The organism is Edaphobacter flagellatus (assembly GCF_025264665.1).
GTDB lineage: Bacteria > Acidobacteriota > Terriglobia > Terriglobales > Acidobacteriaceae > Edaphobacter > Edaphobacter flagellatus.
Genome location: NZ_CP073697.1, coordinates 820366 through 837085, shown reverse-complemented (window position 1 = coordinate 837085; position 16720 = coordinate 820366). Strand labels below are relative to the sequence as shown.

Annotated in this window: 16 protein-coding genes; 11 read left to right on the top strand and 5 right to left on the bottom strand. The window is 58.0% G+C overall.

Annotated features, from left to right (window positions below):
* Positions 1-14 precede the first annotated feature (14 nt).
* The 9 genes from KFE13_RS03375 (at position 15) to KFE13_RS03335 (ending at position 11109) form a co-directional block, all read left to right on the top strand.
* Positions 15-638 carry a c-type cytochrome gene (locus KFE13_RS03375; protein WP_260705771.1) on the top strand — a complete coding sequence of 208 codons (624 nt, stop codon included), beginning with the start codon at positions 15-17 and terminating at the stop codon, positions 636-638.
* Positions 635-994 carry a DUF5666 domain-containing protein gene (locus KFE13_RS03370; RefSeq protein ID WP_260705770.1) on the top strand — a complete coding sequence of 120 codons (360 nt, stop codon included), beginning with the start codon at positions 635-637 and terminating at the stop codon, positions 992-994. Before KFE13_RS03375 ends, KFE13_RS03370 begins: the two co-directional genes overlap by 4 nt.
* Before the next feature lie 60 nt (positions 995-1054).
* Positions 1055-1612: an RNA polymerase sigma factor gene (locus tag KFE13_RS03365; protein ID WP_260705769.1), complete on the top strand. Its 558-nt coding sequence runs from the start codon at positions 1055-1057 to the stop codon at positions 1610-1612.
* Positions 1613-1660: 48 nt separating this feature from the next.
* Positions 1661-4276 carry a heavy metal translocating P-type ATPase gene (locus KFE13_RS03360; RefSeq protein WP_260705768.1) on the top strand — a complete coding sequence of 872 codons (2616 nt, stop codon included), beginning with the start codon at positions 1661-1663 and terminating at the stop codon, positions 4274-4276.
* A 44-nt stretch (positions 4277-4320) separates the two neighbouring features.
* The gene (locus KFE13_RS03355) at positions 4321-4683 is read left to right on the top strand and encodes a hypothetical protein (protein WP_260705767.1); all 363 of its coding nucleotides are present in this window, start codon (positions 4321-4323) and stop codon (positions 4681-4683) included.
* 92 nt (positions 4684-4775) lie between these two features.
* A complete protein-coding gene (locus KFE13_RS03350; RefSeq protein ID WP_260705765.1) occupies positions 4776-6023 on the top strand; it encodes a TolC family protein in 1248 nt (415 codons plus the stop codon).
* Positions 6020-7591 carry an efflux RND transporter periplasmic adaptor subunit gene (locus tag KFE13_RS03345; protein ID WP_260705764.1) on the top strand — a complete coding sequence of 524 codons (1572 nt, stop codon included), beginning with the start codon at positions 6020-6022 and terminating at the stop codon, positions 7589-7591. The genes KFE13_RS03350 and KFE13_RS03345 overlap by 4 nt, the downstream gene beginning before the upstream one ends.
* On the top strand, positions 7592-10735 hold the full coding sequence (locus tag KFE13_RS03340; protein ID WP_260705762.1) for an efflux RND transporter permease subunit: 3144 nt from the start codon (positions 7592-7594) through the stop codon (positions 10733-10735).
* Between the two features lie 50 nt (positions 10736-10785).
* Entirely contained in the window at positions 10786-11109 is a 324-nt protein-coding gene (locus KFE13_RS03335; protein WP_260705761.1) for a hypothetical protein, read from the top strand.
* Positions 11110-11312: 203 nt separating this feature from the next.
* Here KFE13_RS03335 and KFE13_RS03330 read toward each other — a convergent pair whose 3' ends face one another.
* The 4 genes from KFE13_RS03330 to arsM form a co-directional block, all read right to left on the bottom strand.
* Positions 11313-11660 (bottom strand): arsenate reductase/protein-tyrosine-phosphatase family protein, encoded by a 348-nt coding sequence (locus KFE13_RS03330; protein ID WP_260706896.1) that lies wholly within the window; start codon positions 11658-11660, stop codon positions 11313-11315.
* 40 nt (positions 11661-11700) lie between these two features.
* Positions 11701-13056 carry an FAD-dependent oxidoreductase gene (locus KFE13_RS03325; RefSeq protein WP_260705758.1) on the bottom strand — a complete coding sequence of 452 codons (1356 nt, stop codon included), beginning with the start codon at positions 13054-13056 and terminating at the stop codon, positions 11701-11703.
* Positions 13057-13064: 8 nt separating this feature from the next.
* Positions 13065-13484, bottom strand: a complete 420-nt coding sequence (locus tag KFE13_RS03320) for an arsenate reductase ArsC (protein WP_260705754.1) — start codon at positions 13482-13484, stop codon at positions 13065-13067.
* Between the two features lie 109 nt (positions 13485-13593).
* Positions 13594-14484 carry an arsenite methyltransferase gene (gene arsM / locus KFE13_RS03315; RefSeq protein WP_260705753.1) on the bottom strand — a complete coding sequence of 297 codons (891 nt, stop codon included), beginning with the start codon at positions 14482-14484 and terminating at the stop codon, positions 13594-13596.
* A gap of 72 nt (positions 14485-14556) precedes the next feature.
* Here arsM and KFE13_RS03310 point away from each other — a divergent pair, with 72 nt between their 5' ends.
* Positions 14557-14976 carry an ArsR/SmtB family transcription factor gene (locus tag KFE13_RS03310; RefSeq protein WP_260705752.1) on the top strand — a complete coding sequence of 140 codons (420 nt, stop codon included), beginning with the start codon at positions 14557-14559 and terminating at the stop codon, positions 14974-14976.
* Between the two features lie 66 nt (positions 14977-15042).
* Positions 15043-16098, top strand: coding sequence for an ACR3 family arsenite efflux transporter (arsB, locus tag KFE13_RS03305; protein ID WP_313900677.1), 1056 nt, complete (start codon positions 15043-15045; stop codon positions 16096-16098).
* 7 nt (positions 16099-16105) lie between these two features.
* Here arsB and KFE13_RS18655 read toward each other — a convergent pair whose 3' ends face one another.
* On the bottom strand, positions 16106-16639 hold the full coding sequence (locus tag KFE13_RS18655; protein ID WP_390891599.1) for a cation transporter: 534 nt from the start codon (positions 16637-16639) through the stop codon (positions 16106-16108).
* Between the last annotated feature and the right edge of the window lie 81 nt (positions 16640-16720).

The following is a 16720-nucleotide window of genomic DNA, read 5'->3' as shown; positions in this document are numbered from 1 at the left end:
GGAGGTGATCCAGAATGCAAAAGCGCACGATCATTCTTGGAACTGCAATCGCCGCCTTGCTGCTGGCAGTCGGCGCGTTTCTCTACATGAAGTACGCCATGCGTGGATTCAGCGCACGGGCGGAACCGTCCCATGTGGAGGCGATGCTTGCCGTGTACGCGCGGAGTACCGCGATGCCTTCTTCTGCCAAAGGGACCACCAATCCGGTCGCCGACTCGCCCGAAGTCGAGCACGATGCGATGGCGCATTTCGCAGATCATTGTGCGGTCTGCCATGCCAACAATGGCAGCGGGGACACTATGTTCGGTCGCGGTTTATATCCGAAGGTTCCGGATCTGAGAGCAAGAACGCAAACACTGACCGATGGTGAAATCTTCTACATCATCGAAAACGGAATCCGCATGTCCGGCATGCCCGCCTTCGGCGGTCAAGATTCGGCTGAAGACAGCTGGAAGCTGGTGCGCTTCATCCGCCACCTTCCTCAACTGACTTCAGCTGATGCACAGCAGATGGAAACGATGAATCCAAAAACTCCTGCAGACATGGAAGAGGAGAAAGAGGAAGAAGAGTTTCTGAACGGGGGCAGCAACGATGCTGCTCCGCACACAAATCACTCAAGGAAAGGTCATCACCAATGAAACGTATCCTCATCGTACTTACCGCCATCCTGGCGCTTGCCGGCGCGGCTTATGCCCATAACGGAGTCGAACATGTCATGGGTACAGTCACCGCAATCACAACGACGAATATCACGGTGAAGACGACCGACGGCAAGACGCAAACCGTCACGTTGACTGCCACAACAAAGGTGTCCAAGGGAACGGCGCAGGCCAGTCTCAAGGATGTGAAGGTGGGTGATCACGTAGTCGTCAATGCAACGAAGAAGGACAGCCAACTGGTCGCTGTCGAAGTCAAGCTCGGGTCTATGGATGGCATGAAAGGCATGCACGGCAACATGGCCGGTATGGACATGAGCGGCGCCAAGAGCCACTGATGCGAGGACGGCTCCGGAGGGGTAACGGAGCCCACCTTTGCAAGTGGAAGGAGGAAACAGATGATGGATCACGTTGAAGCGCGAGAGATTTCGTTCGAAAGCCTGTTGGCGCTTCGCCAACGGTTCCTCGGATTCCTGCGCCAAAGAGTGGGTGACGAGGCCACCGCAGAGGACATCTTGCAATCCGCGTATTTGAAAGCAGTCGCCCATCAGGATGCGCTGGAAGCCGAGAGCAGCGTCGTGGCCTGGTTTTATCGCATCCTGCGCAACGCCGTGATCGATCATTACCGGCGCACCACAACGAAAAACGCAGCCCATGAGAACTACGCGAAAGAGCTGAGCCCCAGCTATGAGCTGGAACTGGAGGCACAGATCTGCTCCTGCGTTCATGAAGTCATCGAAGAATTGAAGCCCGCATATCGAGAGGTGATCCAGCAGATCGATCTCGGCGACCAGACCGTAGAGAGCTTCGCAAGGACCCATGACACCACGCAAAACAATGCTTCCGTCCGGCTGCACCGCGCACGCAAAGCCATCGCAAAACAACTGACCTCGGTCTGTGGTGCCTGCGCAGAGCACAAATGCCTGGATTGTTCCTGCCGCCGGGCGCGGGTGTAAGAGATTGCCCGATCGTGCGTCTGCAGTAATGAAACGAGGAGAAACGCCATGTGCTGCTGCAATACAAAAAGCTCGGAGATCAAAGATCCGGTCTGCGGCATGACCGTTCAGCCCGAGCGGGCTGCGGGCTCAAGTACTTACCGCGGAACAACCTTCCACTTCTGCTCTAAAAGTTGCAAGACCAAGTTCGATGCTGATCCAGAACACTTTGCACCAAGTCCGGGCGGTTGCTGCGCGCCGACTCCGGGAGCTCCGCAGGCTGCGGAGATCGATCCGGTTTGCGGCATGAAGGTCATACCCGAGAAGGCAGCGGGACACTCCGACCACCAGGGCAGGCGTTTCTTCTTTTGCAGCCTTGGATGTAAGAAGAAATTTGATGCCGAACCCAGACGGTATCTGGAACCGCAGAGATCGGGCGAGGTTGCAAGACCGGATGGGCGCAGTCCACAGGTGGAGTACATCTGCCCCGTGGACCCGGAAGTCCATCAGATGGGACCCGGCTCCTGTCCAAAGTGTGGGATGGCGCTTGAGCCAGCGACCGTAGCTCCACCCTCCGTGCGAACGGAATACACCTGCCCCATGCATCCGGAGATCGTTCGTTCGGAACCGGGCAACTGCCCTATCTGCGGGATGGCTTTGGAGCCACGCGAAATCACTGGCGATGAAGCTAATCCCGAACTAAGGGATATGACACGTCGTTTCTGGACAAGCGTCGTGATGACGATCCCGCTGCTGCTGCTCATGGTTTCGGAGATGCTGCCGTCAATGCCGTTGCAGCATATGCTCTCCGGTAAGGTCTGGGCGTGGATTGAGTTTGCATTTGCTACTCCGGTGGTGTGGTGGTGTGGTTGGCCGTTCTTTGAGCGAGCGTGGCAATCGATTGCGAACCGCAGCCTGAATATGTTTACTCTGATCGGCCTCGGTACGGGAGCAGCCTATCTCTATAGCTTGGTAGCCACCGTCGCGCCCCAGATCTTTCCAGCCACAGCACGGAATGGGGATGGGCAGATCGGTCTGTACTACGAGCCAGCGGCAGTGATCGTCGCGCTGGTACTTCTTGGTCAGGTCATGGAACTCCGGGCGCGCGGCCAGACCAGCAGCGCCCTGCGTTCGCTGCTTGGGCTCGCCCCAAAGAGTGCACGCAGGATCGATTCTCAGGGCAGCGAATCCGATGTCCCGCTTGACCAGGTCTCCCTCGGGGATATCCTTCGCGTCCGCCCCGGCGAGAAAGTCCCCGTGGACGGTGAGGTGGTTGATGGCAGAAGCTCTGTCGATGAGTCGATGGTCTCCGGTGAACCCATCCCGGTGGAGAAAGCATCTGGAGCGAAGGTGGTCGGGGGGACCATCAATGGAACAGGAGCATTCACCATGCGCGCTGAACGGATCGGCGCGGACACATTGCTCTCGCAGATCGTCAAAATGGTGAGCGCGGCGCAACGCACCCGCGCCCCTATCCAGCGCGTTGCCGATCGTATCTCGGCGTATTTCGTTCCGGCCGTCCTTGTGGCAGCTGTGCTCACGTTCGCACTCTGGTACATGCTTGGGCCGCAGCCGCGCCTGGCGCACGCGGTCGTAAGTGCAGTAGCGGTCCTGATCGTGGCCTGTCCCTGTGCCCTCGGTCTCGCCACACCGATGGCCATCATGGTGGGTACGGGGCGCGGAGCTGGTGCAGGCATTCTTGTGCGTAACGCGGAGGCGTTGGAGCTTTTTGGCAAAGTGAACACCTTGCTCGTCGATAAAACCGGAACCTTAACTGAGGGCAAACCCACGCTCACTGCCGTCCAAGCCGCTGCAGGCATTGAGGAAAGCGAGCTTCTAGCCTGGGTCGCCAGTCTCGAACGCTCCAGTGAACATCCACTCGCCGCCGCGATCGTCCGGGGAGCGGAGGCGCGCCAGCTCTCCTTGCGGAGTGTGAGCGAATTCTCGTCGGTCCCGGGCAAGGGGGTGCGCGGCGTGATCGACGGCAAGAATCTTGCCATCGGCAACGCGGAAATGCTTCGCGAGATTGGTGTCGACGTCGATGGTCTCACCCGAGAAGCCGACGCCCTGCGTCATCAAGGAATGACCGTCATGCTCGCTGCTGTGGACGAAAAGCCTGCGGGCTTGGTGGCCGTCTCTGACCCGATCAAAGAATCGACACCCGAGGCGATTCGCGACCTGAAAGCCGCTGGTCTGAACGTCATCATGGTGACGGGGGACAACGCAACGACAGCGAAGGCGGTCGCAGACACGCTGGGGGTCGCGTTTGAGGCGGACGTATTGCCGGAACAGAAGGCCGAGGTCGTCAAACGACACCAGCAACGGGGAGAGATCGTTGCGATGGCGGGCGACGGCGTCAACGATGCTCCAGCTCTTGCCCAGGCGCAGGTTGGGATTGCAATGGGAACGGGGACCGACGTTGCCATGGAGGCGGGCGGTATCACGCTGGTGCGAGGTGATCTGCGGGGTTTGGTGCGTGCTCGCAAGTTGAGCCAGGCGACGATGCGGAACATCCGGCAAAATCTGTTCTTCGCATTCATCTACAACGTGCTGGGTGTACCTTTGGCGGCCGGGGTTCTGTTCCCACTTTTCGGCGTGGTTCTTAGCCCGATGATCGCGGCAGCAGCTATGAGTTTTAGTTCTGTGTCCGTGATCGCGAACTCCTTGCGGCTGCGAAATCAGTAGGCCGGAATGGATTACGTATCATGCATCGTCCGGAGTAAACTGAGGTGACCGTGGGACGCGCACGACAACTCGGAGCCTTGTTCCTCCTGCTCGTTTGGTCTTTCGTACCGGCGATGGCCTGCTCGTTGCCGGAGGAACCCATGACGCCGGTGGAGCATTCCTGCTGCGTGCAGATGCACCATCATTGTGGGGACATGGACATGCCCTGCTGCCACAAGCAGGTGCGGACCGAGCTTTCTGCGGTGACGGCGAAACAGCAACATGCGCCACTGCTGCTTCCAGCGATTACCCATCCAACAGCTTTCGTTCCGATTCTCTGGCCGACGTTCTACGCGCTCCCAGTAATCCTGGCAGATGTTTCACCACCGCCGTCTCCACCCGTCTCGATCACCATCCTCAGAATCTGATTCTCTGTTTTCGCTCATCTTGCGCGATTGCGTGCGATCCGGTATCGGCGCGTCTGCGTGAACTGTTGGATGAATGAAAAGGGAGACTTTCAATGCAGGTATCTGCTTGGCGTATCGCCATGTTTGCCCTCGCTGTCGCGACATCCGCCGCGGCGCAGCAAGCTACGCCTCTTGCCACACTCGTGGACGAGGCTAAAACTCAGAACAGTAGTATCGCCGCCGCCGATCATGCGGCCCGCGCTGCCCGGCTGGTAGCGCCGCAAAAAAGCGCACTGCCTGATCCCACCTTTACACTGCAGCAGTTCAGCGTCGGAAGTCCTCGCCCGTTCGCGGGTTACTCCAACAGCGATTTCGCTTACATCGGTCTAGGCGTATCTCAAGAGCTGCCGTACCCAGGAAAATTGAGACTACGTGCCGAGATCGCTGACCGGGAAGCTGACACCAAGGTCGTGGAGACTCTTGCTCTGGGCTCTGACATTGCAGGAGCGGTAAAAGCGGATTATCTACAACTCGCCTATCTGCAACAGACACTCGCGATCTTGGTGCAGAGCCGCGACCTTCTGGATCAGATACTCGCGGATGCGACCGAACGCTACAAGGTCGGTCAGGGGATGCAACAGGACATCCTGCAGGCTCAGGTCGAACGCACCGGATTGACACGCGAACTCACGATGCACCATCAGGAGGTGAGCGCGATCCAAGCTCATCTCAAGGGTTTGCTCCACCGGGAGCAAAGTTCGCCCGATATCATCCCAGTCGATCTCGCGGAAACTCCTCTGCAGAGAACCGGCGTGGAATTGCTGGCCATGATCGAGAAGCAGAATCCACAAGTGCAGATTGATGCGAGCCAGGTACGCAAGCAGGATGCTCAACTGGCATCAGCGAAACGGGAAAGCAAACCGGACTTCGCGCTCGGATATCAGTACGAAAACACGGATCGTAAATACCGCGATTACTACATGCTGACGCTCAGCCTCCGTCTGCCCAGAAAGAAGCGCGTGGACGCGGAGATTGGCGAGGCAGTGGAGATGCTGGCGCAATCCAAGGCCACCCTTGATGCTCACCTGCAACAGCAGCTTGCGGAAGCCCAGCAAGCCTACGTGAAAGTCACCGGCGACGCCGAACTGCTCAAGGAATATCGCGAAGGCCTCGTGCCGCAGTCCGAGGCAGTCCAACGGGCCATGCTGAGCGCCTATGGATCGAACAAGGAACAATTCACGCGCGTGCTGCAATCCTTTGCGAGTGTCCTACAGCTCAAGCTCAGCTACGCACAGACGCTGCAAGACCACGAAGCGGCCCTCGTCCGCCTCGAAACGCTGACGGGAGCGACACTTCGATGAACAAATACATCGTTCGTACTTCTTTGGTCTGGATGGCGTTGCTTGCAGCCGTTGCTGGCGTGGCCTTCTATCGCTCGCGGAAGGCAAGTTCTTTTCCCCGCGGTGAGAATCCAAGTGCCGTCCAGCCGGTCGCATCCGGCCCTGCCGACGATACCCGACCGGCAACCTCTCCGACACCGATGGCGGACAATCTGGCACCTCTTGTCCCCGTTCAACTCTCGCCGGAACGCATGCAGAGTATCGGTGTGAAGATCGGCTCCGTCGAGTACAAGCAACTGACCGATGACATCCGTGCTACTGGAACGGTCGCGATCGATGAGCGGCGAATCGCCTACGTGCAGACCCGGTTTCCGGGGTACATCCGGCAGGTCTTCGCCAATGCCACCTATCAGTATGTCCGCAAAGGGCAACCGCTCTTCACCATCTATAGTCCGGAACTGGTTGCAACCCAGCAGGAGTATCTGCTGGCGCAACAGAATCAGAGAGCCTTAGCAGCAAGCACCGTAAGTGGTGTCGCTGCGGGAGCTGCCACCCTCGTCGATGCGGCAGAACAGAGGCTCGCCCAATGGGACGTCCCCGCAAGCGAATTGTCGAAACTGAAACAGACTGGTAAGCCAATCACCGACCTCGCCTTTAATGCCCCAGCGTCCGGATACATCACGGAATTCAACGCTTTGCCGAATCTCTATGTTGAGCCGTCAACGCGGCTCTACACCCTTGCCGATCTTGCGGAGGTTTGGGTAGTAGCGCAGGTGTTTCAGGACGACGTGGGACGAGTCCGTCCAGGACAGTCGGCACAGGTCACGGTCGATGCGTATCCAGGCCGGAATTTCAGCGGTCGCGTCGAACAGGTCCTGCCTCAGGTCGATTTGGCGACGCGCACCGTGCATGTTCGGCTCGCAATCAGCAACCCGGCCATCCAACTTAAGCCAGGCATGTTTGTAAACGTCGCGCTCAAAACGAATCTTGGGAGACAGCTTGCCATTCCTGCTTCGGCAGTCATGCGTTCGGGAACACGCACGCTTGTCTTTCTTTACAGCGGGAACGGAAGAATTGAGCCCAAAGAAATCGCGCTGGGCGCACCATCCGGCGACAGCTTCGTCGTGACGAAGGGGCTGGACGCAGGGCAGAAGATCGTGACCTCCGCTAATTTCCTCATCGACTCCGAGAGTCAGTTGCAGGCCGCCGCAGGCTCCTTCACGCCACCGCCCCCAGGTGCGTCGGGCAAAGAGACTCTGACCGCATCGCAAGGAAAGATCGAATTCACCACCAGTCCCGATCCTCCGGCGCGAGGAGCAAACACCTTCCGTGTGCGTCTCGCCGACGCGAGCGGAGCGCCCGTGACCGGAGCCGACGTAACCGTGACCTTCTACATGGCCGCCATGCCGGCGATGGGAATGGCCGCGATGAACACCGCTTCCAAACTCTCCGAAAAAAGCGCCGGTTTCTATGAAGGGTCCGGAGCCCTCGGTTCCGGGGGGACATGGCAGGTGACCGTTACGGCCAGGAAAGACGGCCGGACGATCGCGACCAAACAAATGAGTCTCAATGCGACGGGAGGCATGTAGATGCTGGCCAAGATCATCGAATCCTGTGCGCAAAACCGCTTTCTTGTCTTTACTCTCGTCCTGCTGCTGACGGTTGCTGGCATCTGGTCGTTGCAGCATGTTCCCGTGGACGCTCTTCCCGACATCTCCGATGTTCAGGTGATCGTTCATACCAACTGGAATGGTCAACCGCCGGATGTGATCGAAGACCAGGTGACCTATCCCATCGTGACCAGCTTGCTGGCCGCGCCACACGTCAAGGCCGTCCGGGCCCAAACGATGTTGAGCGACTCCTATGTGTACGTCGTTTTTGACGACAGCACCGACCTCTACTGGGCGCGCTCCCGTGTCGTCGAATACCTTCAGCAGATTGGAGGGCGTCTTCCTCAGGATGTGCATCCGGTCATTGGACCGGACGCGACTGGAGCCGGATGGGTCTATGAGTACGCCATCGTGGACAAGAGCCACCGCCATAGCCTTGCGGACCTGCGCAGTTTGCAGGATTGGCATCTGAGGTACGCGCTCGAAACCGTGTCCGGCGTATCCGAGGTGGCCAGCATCGGCGGCTTTGTGCGGCAGTACCAGGTGCAACTTGACCCCAGTAAGCTGCTTGCCTCTGGTGTTCCGCTCTCCACAGTGATCGACCGTGTAAAGGCCAGCACCCATGAGACAGGCGGGCGCACGCTCGAAATGAGTGGCACGGCGTACATGATCCGCGGGCTTGGTTATCTGCGCTCGCTCGATGATCTGGCAAACGTTGCCGTGGGCAGCAAGAACGGAACACCCGTTCTGCTGCGCGATCTTGGCACTGTGACCTTTGGTCCTGATCTTCGCGAAGGTGTCGCCGAGTGGAACGGAGAGGGGGAAACAGTCGGCGGCATTGTCGTCATGCGGCAGGGACAGAACGCTTTGAATGTAATTGAAGGCGTGAAACAGAAGTTCAAGGAGATTGCTCCTTCGCTCCCAGCCGGCGTGGAGATTCTTCCGGCATACGACCGCTCCGGATTGATTCACGCTTCCATTCGGACGCTGCAGCGGGATTTGCTGGAAGAGGCTGTGATCGTAAGCCTCGTGATCGTTTTGTTCCTGTTTCACTTCCGCTCGGCGCTCATCGCCATCCTGGCGTTGCCCATTGCCATCCTTGTCTCATTTCTGCCGATGTATTGGCTTGGGGTGACCTCCAACATCATGTCCCTCGGCGGTCTGGCGTTGGCGATCGGCGTGCTCGTAGACGCTTCGATTGTGATGGTGGAGAATGGGTACCGCCATCTTGCTGAACGGCAGGAGCGGGATACGGCGCCGGTGACGAACGAGGAGCGGAAACACATTCTCATTCAATCCGCGAAACAAGTCGGTCCGGCACTCTTTTTCTCGTTGCTCATCATCGTGGTTTCGTTCCTTCCCGTGTTCCTGCTGGAAGCACAGGAAGGCCGGATGTTTCGTCCGTTGGCATGGACAAAAACGTTAGCCGTCGGCACGTCCTCCATCCTCGCCATCACACTCGTACCGGTTCTGATGGTGATCCTGATCCGGGGGCGGCTGCGCCCGGAGCGCGCGAATCCGATCTCCCGTTTTACGCAGGCACTCTATCTGCCCATCCTTCGCTTTTGCCTGCGTCATCGCTGGCTCACAATTGTCGTCAACCTGATCTTTCTTGCGGTGACGGTACCGCTGGGTTTTCGCATGGGCAGCCAGTTTATGCCTTCGCTGTTTGAAGGTTCTGCGCTCTATATGCCCACGGCTTTACCGGGAATCTCGATTGAACAAGCCAAGATCCTGTTGCAGGAGCAAGACCGCGTTCTTCGTAGCTTCCCAGAGGTTCAGAGTGTTTTCGGCTCAGTGGGGCGCTCCGACAGTGCTACCGATAATGCTCCGCTCGACATGTTCGATACCACTCTCATGCTCAAACCACGAGAGCAGTGGCGTGCTGGAATGACCTATGACCGTCTCATTCAAGAGATGGATGCGAAACTCCAGTTTCCCGGACTTTCCAACACCTGGACGATGCCTGTTCAGAATCGTCTCGATATGGAGCTGACAGGCATCAAGACCCCGCTCGGTCTGAAGGTCCAAGGCTCAAGCGTGGCAGGCATAGAGCAGATCGCCGCTCAAATCCAGGCCGTGTTGGCTGCAATGCCGGAGGCCCGTTCTCTCTTCGCCGAGAAGGTCTCACAGGGTTTCTATGTGAACGTCGAAGTTGATCGTCAAGAGGCAGCGCGGTACGGACTCACCATTGCGGATGTGCAGACGGCCGTCTCTTCCGGGATCGGCGGAGAGAACGTCGCCGGGAACATCGAAGGCCGCGAACGCTATCCCATCAATGTCCGTTATCTACGGGACTTCCGCGACAGCCCAGAGACGATGCGCAATGTGCTGATTGGAACGCCGACGGGAGCACAGATTCCACTGGGTCAGGTCGCCCATATCTCATTCTCACGAGGCCCCGCGATGATCCGCGACGAAGACGGGAAACTTACCGGATACGTCTATGTCGATCTAAGAAATGCGAACTATGGTGGCTTTGTGACAGCGGCTAACCGTCAGTTGCAATCGAGGCTGAAATTACCGCCTGGCTACACCTATCAATGGGCGGGAGAGTATCAGTTCGAGCAGCGCGCGAAACAGCGACTCAGCCTGATTCTCCCTCTTGTCCTCTTCACCATCTTCCTATTGCTGTACCTTGTCTTCCATTCGGTTACGGAAGCGCTGGTGCTCATTTTTCCCACCATCTATGCCTTGAGCGGCGGCCTGCTGCTGCAATGGCTCCTGCACTATAACTTCAGCGTGGCGGTCGCTGTGGGCTACATCGCACTCTTCGGTATCGCCGTGGAGACGGGTGTCGTCATGGTGGTCTATCTGCATGAGGCGTTGCAGGATCGGGAGCGGGAGGGCCGCCTCCAGTCGGAAGAAGATATCGAGGCTGCGGCCATCGAGGGCGCGGTACACCGTCTGCGCCCGAAGCTCATGACCGTCGCTGCCGTGCTCGCCAGCCTGATCCCCATCCTTTGGGAGTCAGGCGTCGGTTCCGACGTGATGAAGCCCATTGCCGCGCCCATCGTCGGCGGCATGATTACCTCAACCATTCATGTTCTGATTCTGGTTCCCGTCTTCTTCGTCATGATGAAGGAAAGAGCTCTCAAGATGAAGAACTCGCGCACTCCCTAGCGAGACCCTTCCGCTGTTCAACCCGATCAACCACATAAAGGAGACTGATAATGCAATACAAACTGTTGACGTCCACGGCCATTCTGATACTTGGCGTTGCCCTCTCAGCCGCGCAAACAACACAAACCTTCACAGGCACGGTGAGCGATGCGATGTGCGGAGCGCACCACATGATGAAAGATGCGACCTCCGCGAAGTGCACCCGCGCATGTGTCAAGCAGGGCTCGGACTTCGCCCTCGTCAGTGATGGCAAAGTCTATATCTTGAAAGGCGACAAGGCGCAGATCGATAAATTTGCCGGAGAAAAGGTCGTGGTAAAAGGGGCGATGTCAAAGAGCACAATTGTTGTCAATTCCATTGCCACATCCAAGTGACGTCTATTGAGCGTGGGGACGCATTGTGGAGTGCTGCGATCCTTGTACGTGCCCACGCTCGATTCCTAGGCCCGACCTCCGCTTTGAAAGAGAAATGGAGGTTGACAGCTTAGGGGAATGTTCGCAGAGAGGCCACCAGGCACATCGTGAGAGCAGGTTTTGGCATGCTGAAGGCGCCTGATCAAAGAGGGATATCGTGCTCTCTATAGCCTCTCGGTAGAGATCAACGCCCGTACTCGCTCTCGCACTTCGTCACGAATGCCTCGCACTTCTTCACTCGGTAACCCCTTGGGGTCACGGAGTGGCCAATCGTCGCGGCGCAGTCCTGGGACATAAGGGCACTTGTCCCCGCATCCCATCGTGATGAGCAGTTGGGCCTCCCTCGCCAGTTCCTCCGTTAACTTCTGAGGTTTCGCGCCGCTAAGGTCGATCCCAATTTCCTGCATCACCGCCTGTACTTCGGGGTGGACGCGCTCGCCGGGTTCCGTTCCGGCCGATATGGCCCTTGCCCTGTGCGGGTCTGCCAGATGGTTGAAGAATGCAGCGGCCATCTGAGACCGCCCAGCATTGTGTACACACGCAAAGATGACGTTAAACATGAACTCCTCCAGAGATGGGTTTGTGAGTGTTGGACCATGCCTGACATGCCATTTGGACGGGGTCCCATGGACTGCTCAGCGGTGGAGTATAGCTGAGGTCGAGGTCCGAAACCTGATCGACCGTCATTCTGTGAAAAAGTGCTGTGGCGAAGATGTCGATGCGCTTGGCGACCTCCGCTTTGTAAGCTCCGATCATTTGCGCGCCCAGCAGCTTTCCGCTCTCGCGATCCGCAGTGACTCGAATCTGAATGGGCGTCGCGCCGGGATAGTAGGCTTTGTGGTCATTCACAACGATGTCGGTCGTGTATGGCGCACGACCCGCAGCTCGTGCCTCGTGCTCACGCAGCCCGGTTCGCGCAATCACCAGGTCGAATATCTTGACGACCTGTGTTCCCAATGAGCCAGCGAACTCACGGCTTCCGCCAAGCATGTTTTCTCCGGCGACCCGCCCCTGTTTATGAGCTGTGGTGCCAAGCGGAAGATAGATGTTGCGCTCTAAGAGGCGGTGCCACGTCTCCCCGCAATCGCCCGCGACAAAGACATCCGGGACGCCTGTCCGCATCTGCCGATCTACCCGCAACGCTCCGCCTTCGCCAGTCGGGAAACCCGCTTGTTCGCCAAGAATGGTGTTGGGGATGACGCCCGCTGCGACCAGTACCATCTCGCAGTCCCGGTACCCCACAGAGGTAAGCACGCGAAGATGGTCGCCTGCCTGTGTAATCTCACGCACCTCTGTGCTGGCGAGGACATCCACACCATGCTTTCGCAGCTCAGTGGCGACCTTCTCTCCCAATGGCGCATCGACCGTGGGGAGGGTGGTTGCTGGACGGCTTATGACAGTGACTTCGATTCCGCGGTGGGTCAGTGCATCCGCCATCTCCAGTCCGATGTAACCTGCTCCGACAATCACAGCCCGCTTTGGTTTGGCCTCCTCCAGAAAGTCGTTAACGCGGAAGCTGTCCTTCATGGTGTGCAGCAGAAAGACTCCAGGCAGTTCTTCACCCGGAATGCTTAATTGTCTTGGACGAGCGCCTGTGCCCAGCAGCAACCTGTCGTAAGAGAACTCCCGCGCTCCAGCGGAATGGGTGACGTACACTTTGCGTTTGGCTAAGTCAATCCTTTCGGCGCGGTGTTCGGGATGTATCGTGATGCCGTCGAAGGTCGTGCGGTGAGCCAGCATGTGCCAGTCCGGCGTCTCGCCACTGAGAAAGAAGGGCAGGCCACAGATACTGTAATTCGGAAACGCATCCGCCAACACGAGGTCAATCGCGACCTCCGGTTCAAGTTCATGCGCCCGAAGAGCGGCGCTGATTCCCGCATCACTTCCACCAATCACTAGCAGTCGCACGATGATGGCTACTCTTTCCCGATCTCACGGATCTTCTTTTGAATGGCCATCGAATCCAGGCTTGCCAGCGGAAGGCAGAGAAACAAGGAAATGCGCCGTTCGAGGGTGCGGAACGCCTGCGAGTAAGCATGGACAGATTCCGCAGTGCCTTCCGGCAATGCGACAGGATCAGGGATGCCCCAATGCGCCGTGAGCGGCTGGCCCGGCCACACCGGGCAGACCTCATTCGCAGCGTTATCGCAAACTGTGAAGACGAAATCGAGATGAGGCGAGTCCGGCTGGGCAAACTCATCCCAGGACTTGCTGCGGAGATTTTCTGTCGGCAGCCCTGCCTCTGCGATCTGTTTCAGCGCTTCAGGACGCACGATGCCGGAGGGATGACTTCCGGCACTGTACGCGGTGAAGTTCGGTCTGCCTCGCCAGTTCATGAGCGCTTCCGCCATGATCGAGCGTGCTGAATTGCCCGTGCAAAGAAACAAGACGTTGTAGTGCTTCATCGGTCTGTACTCGCTTTCTACTTACCCTGTGGTCGTTCAATCAGGAACAGCAGTTCGGCCCGCAGCATGCTTGACCAGATGGCTTGAGCGCATAAATCTTTACGCTGGCCGCTCCCTGATTCACGTCATAGGTGGACAACACCTCGGTAAGCTCTTCGTGGAAGCTGGCGGCCGTAAGTGCGCAGCAGCTTGTGGCGTTGTCGCCGTCCATCGCCGGGGAGCAGCAGCCCGACTGGTTCTCCACCTTCGCGTAGGCGTTCAGGTCGGCGCCGCTGTCGATAATCTGGATGTGTTCGAGGCCGGCCTTCGCTAGACCGTTGCGATAGTCCTCCATGAGCACTGCGCCTGCAATGCAGCCCACATACGCAGCCATGCTCTTTGCCACTGCCTCCGGTAGTTCTTCTTTCAGCGCGATGTCGCTGATGGCAACCCTCCCGCCCGGCTTGAGAACACGGGCGATTTCCTGAAAGACAGCCTGCTTGTCGGGAGCGAGATTGATGACGCAGTTGCTGATGACGCAATCGACCGAATCATCCGGCAACGGAATGCGGTCAATCGTCGATTGGCAGAACTCAACGTTCGTATAGCCACCCTTCGCTGCGTTCTCACGCGCACGCTCGATCATCGAGGGCGTCATGTCGATGCCGATGGCGCGTCCGGTTGGACCGACCATGCGGGCAGCCAGGAAGACATCGAGGCCACCGCCAGAGCCGAGGTCTACGACTACTTCGCCCGGACGGATGTTTGCCGTCGCCGTGGGATTGCCACAAGAGAGACCCATGTTGGCCTCGGCAGGAATCGAGGTCAACTCTTCGGCGCTGTATCCAAATGCCTCCGCCACCGCGCGGACACCCTCGTCATTCGTCGACAGGGTGCTCTCTGCGACCGCACCATACTTCGACTTCACCGATTCCAAGACTTCGTTGGCCATGCCACCTCCAATACATACGTTTTCCCGAATGTATCCCTTGCGGACACATACGTCAAGGCGTATAAGTAAGGCATGGCGGCAAAGGCTTCGCATTTCAACATGGAACTCTTCTTTCAGGCGCTCGGCGACAACACCCGTCTCCGATTGTTGAACCTTATGGGCGACCAGGAGATTTGTGTCTGTTACTTCGTCGAGATTCTGGGGCAGTCACAGCCCAAAATTTCCCGTCATCTGGCCTATCTTCGCCGGGCCGGAATCGTCGAAGCGCGGCGCGAAGGCAAGTGGATGCACTATCGCATCGTGATGCCGTCCAACATCGGTGCTGCCCAGGTCTTTCATCAGACTCTCGCATGGCTCAAGGAAGACAAAGCCATGCAAAGTGACCGCGCCAAGCTCACGAAGGCATGTTGCAGTCCCGCAACGTTCGTAGCCTTGCAAGGTGCCCCTCTCCCCATTCCCAACGAATCGCTTGTCAGTCTGGAAGGCAAATAAATGTCCACTGCTCCGATGACCCAAGGACGTGTCTGCGCCCCTCACCAACGGAAGAAGCTGTCGTTTTTGGACCGCTTTCTGACGCTCTGGATCTTTCTCGCCATGGCCATCGGTGTCGGCATCGGCCACTTCATCCCCGGTTCTGCATCGTTCGTGAATCGTTTTCAGACGGGCACGACGAATATCCCGATCGCCATCGGCCTCATCATCATGATGTTTCCACCGTTGGCGAAGGTGCGCTACGAAAAGCTGGGCGAGGTCTTCCGCAACAAGCGGGTGCTTGGACTGTCACTGGTACAGAACTGGCTCATCGGCCCAGCACTGATGTTTGTCCTCGCGGTCGTGTTTCTGCGCAGCGAACCGGCCTACATGCGCGGCCTCATCCTGATTGGTATTGCCCGCTGCATTGCGATGGTGCTGGTCTGGAATGAACTGGCCGAAGGCGATACGGATTACGTTGCCGGACTGGTCGCCATCAACAGCGTCTTTCAGGTTCTCTTTTACAGCCTCTACGCCTGGGCCTTCCTAACCGTACTTCCCAAGTGGTTCGGTCTGGAAGGCAGCGTGGTCGAGATCGGGATTGGACAGATTGCTAAGAGTGTCGGCCTCTACCTCGGGGTTCCGTTTGTCGCCGGTTTTCTGACACGCTTTGTCCTTATCCGCGCCAAAGGCGAAGAGTGGTATCGCACCACGTTCATTCCGCGCATCAGCCCGCTCACACTCATCGCATTGCTGTTCACCATCCTAGTTATGTTCTCGTTGAAGGGTGACCTCATCGTGCGGTTGCCCCTTGACGTGGTCAAAATTGCCGTGCCGCTCGTCGTGTACTTTCTCATCATGTTCTTGGTCAGCTTCTGGATGGGCAAGAAGCTGGGGGCTGATTACGCCCAGTCAGCCACGCTCTCATTCACGGCTGCAGGCAACAACTTCGAGCTGGCCATTGCGGTTGCCGTCGCTGTCTTCGGGCTGAATTCGGGAGAGGCGTTCGTCGGCGTGGTTGGGCCATTGATCGAAGTTCCAGCGCTCATCGGGCTTGTGAATGTTGCCTTCTGGATGCGCAAGCGCTATTTCGCTCTCGCAAACGATGGTTTCGAAGTGCATCCTGCGGAAGATGCTCCCTGATACAGCTCTAATCACAAGTGCACAGTTCCCCACGTCGTGCCCGATTCGCTTCACGAAGGACAAGCGGCAAGAGAAGGAGAGCCGCTACCGAATCAGCCCACGCGACGTGGAAGATGGCATTCGCCAAGAGTCCCCCCAGCCCAATCCAAGCCATGTAGGCACAGATTGAGGTCTGTGCCGCATCGGCCTGAAGCGCCGCGCTTGCGGTGCTCTGCGCCAGCCGCCTCTTTGCCTTTCCGAGTAACGGCATTCCGATGGCCGCGATGAGGAGTAAGACAATCCCAACGCCGCTGGCTTCCGGTCGGAGTGCAGGGACGAGTAAGCCCAAGGTCGATGTCGTCACAATGTATACGGCGATGATGTAAAGCAGGATTGCGGAAAGGAAGGCGGCGCGCCGTTCTCCTGCAGGGCCGACTTGGAATCTCCGTAGTACGACCAAGGCGGAGATGAGTTCCACCAAGCTATCCGCTCCGAACGCTGTCAAAGCAACGCTCCGGGCGCGAATCCCTTCGCCTATGCCCAGGATTACTTCCAAGGACATCCATGCGATCGAAATATACTGCAGTCTTCGCACGGCCCGGCTATCCGCCTCAGAGTGTGGAGAGCCGGTGCAACACGCTTT

What these genes read in the sequence shown, in the direction of transcription:
- KFE13_RS03375 (WP_260705771.1), top strand. Translation starts at nt 15, where the DNA reads ATGCAAAAGCGCACGATCATTCTTGGAACTGCAATCGCCGCCTTGCTG.
- KFE13_RS03370 (WP_260705770.1), top strand. Translation starts at nt 635, where the DNA reads ATGAAACGTATCCTCATCGTACTTACCGCCATCCTGGCGCTTGCCGGC.
- KFE13_RS03365 (WP_260705769.1), top strand. Translation starts at nt 1,055, where the DNA reads ATGATGGATCACGTTGAAGCGCGAGAGATTTCGTTCGAAAGCCTGTTG.
- KFE13_RS03360 (WP_260705768.1), top strand. Translation starts at nt 1,661, where the DNA reads ATGTGCTGCTGCAATACAAAAAGCTCGGAGATCAAAGATCCGGTCTGC.
- KFE13_RS03350 (WP_260705765.1), top strand. Translation starts at nt 4,776, where the DNA reads ATGCAGGTATCTGCTTGGCGTATCGCCATGTTTGCCCTCGCTGTCGCG.
- KFE13_RS03345 (WP_260705764.1), top strand. Translation starts at nt 6,020, where the DNA reads ATGAACAAATACATCGTTCGTACTTCTTTGGTCTGGATGGCGTTGCTT.
- KFE13_RS03340 (WP_260705762.1), top strand. Translation starts at nt 7,592, where the DNA reads ATGCTGGCCAAGATCATCGAATCCTGTGCGCAAAACCGCTTTCTTGTC.
- KFE13_RS03335 (WP_260705761.1), top strand. Translation starts at nt 10,786, where the DNA reads ATGCAATACAAACTGTTGACGTCCACGGCCATTCTGATACTTGGCGTT.
- KFE13_RS03330 (WP_260706896.1), bottom strand. Translation starts at nt 11,660, where the DNA reads ATGGCCGCTGCATTCTTCAACCATCTGGCAGACCCGCACAGGGCAAGG.
- KFE13_RS03320 (WP_260705754.1), bottom strand. Translation starts at nt 13,484, where the DNA reads ATGAACTGGCGAGGCAGACCGAACTTCACCGCGTACAGTGCCGGAAGT.
- arsM (WP_260705753.1), bottom strand. Translation starts at nt 14,484, where the DNA reads ATGGCCAACGAAGTCTTGGAATCGGTGAAGTCGAAGTATGGTGCGGTC.
- KFE13_RS03310 (WP_260705752.1), top strand. Translation starts at nt 14,557, where the DNA reads ATGGCGGCAAAGGCTTCGCATTTCAACATGGAACTCTTCTTTCAGGCG.
- KFE13_RS18655 (WP_390891599.1), bottom strand. Translation starts at nt 16,639, where the DNA reads ATGTCCTTGGAAGTAATCCTGGGCATAGGCGAAGGGATTCGCGCCCGG.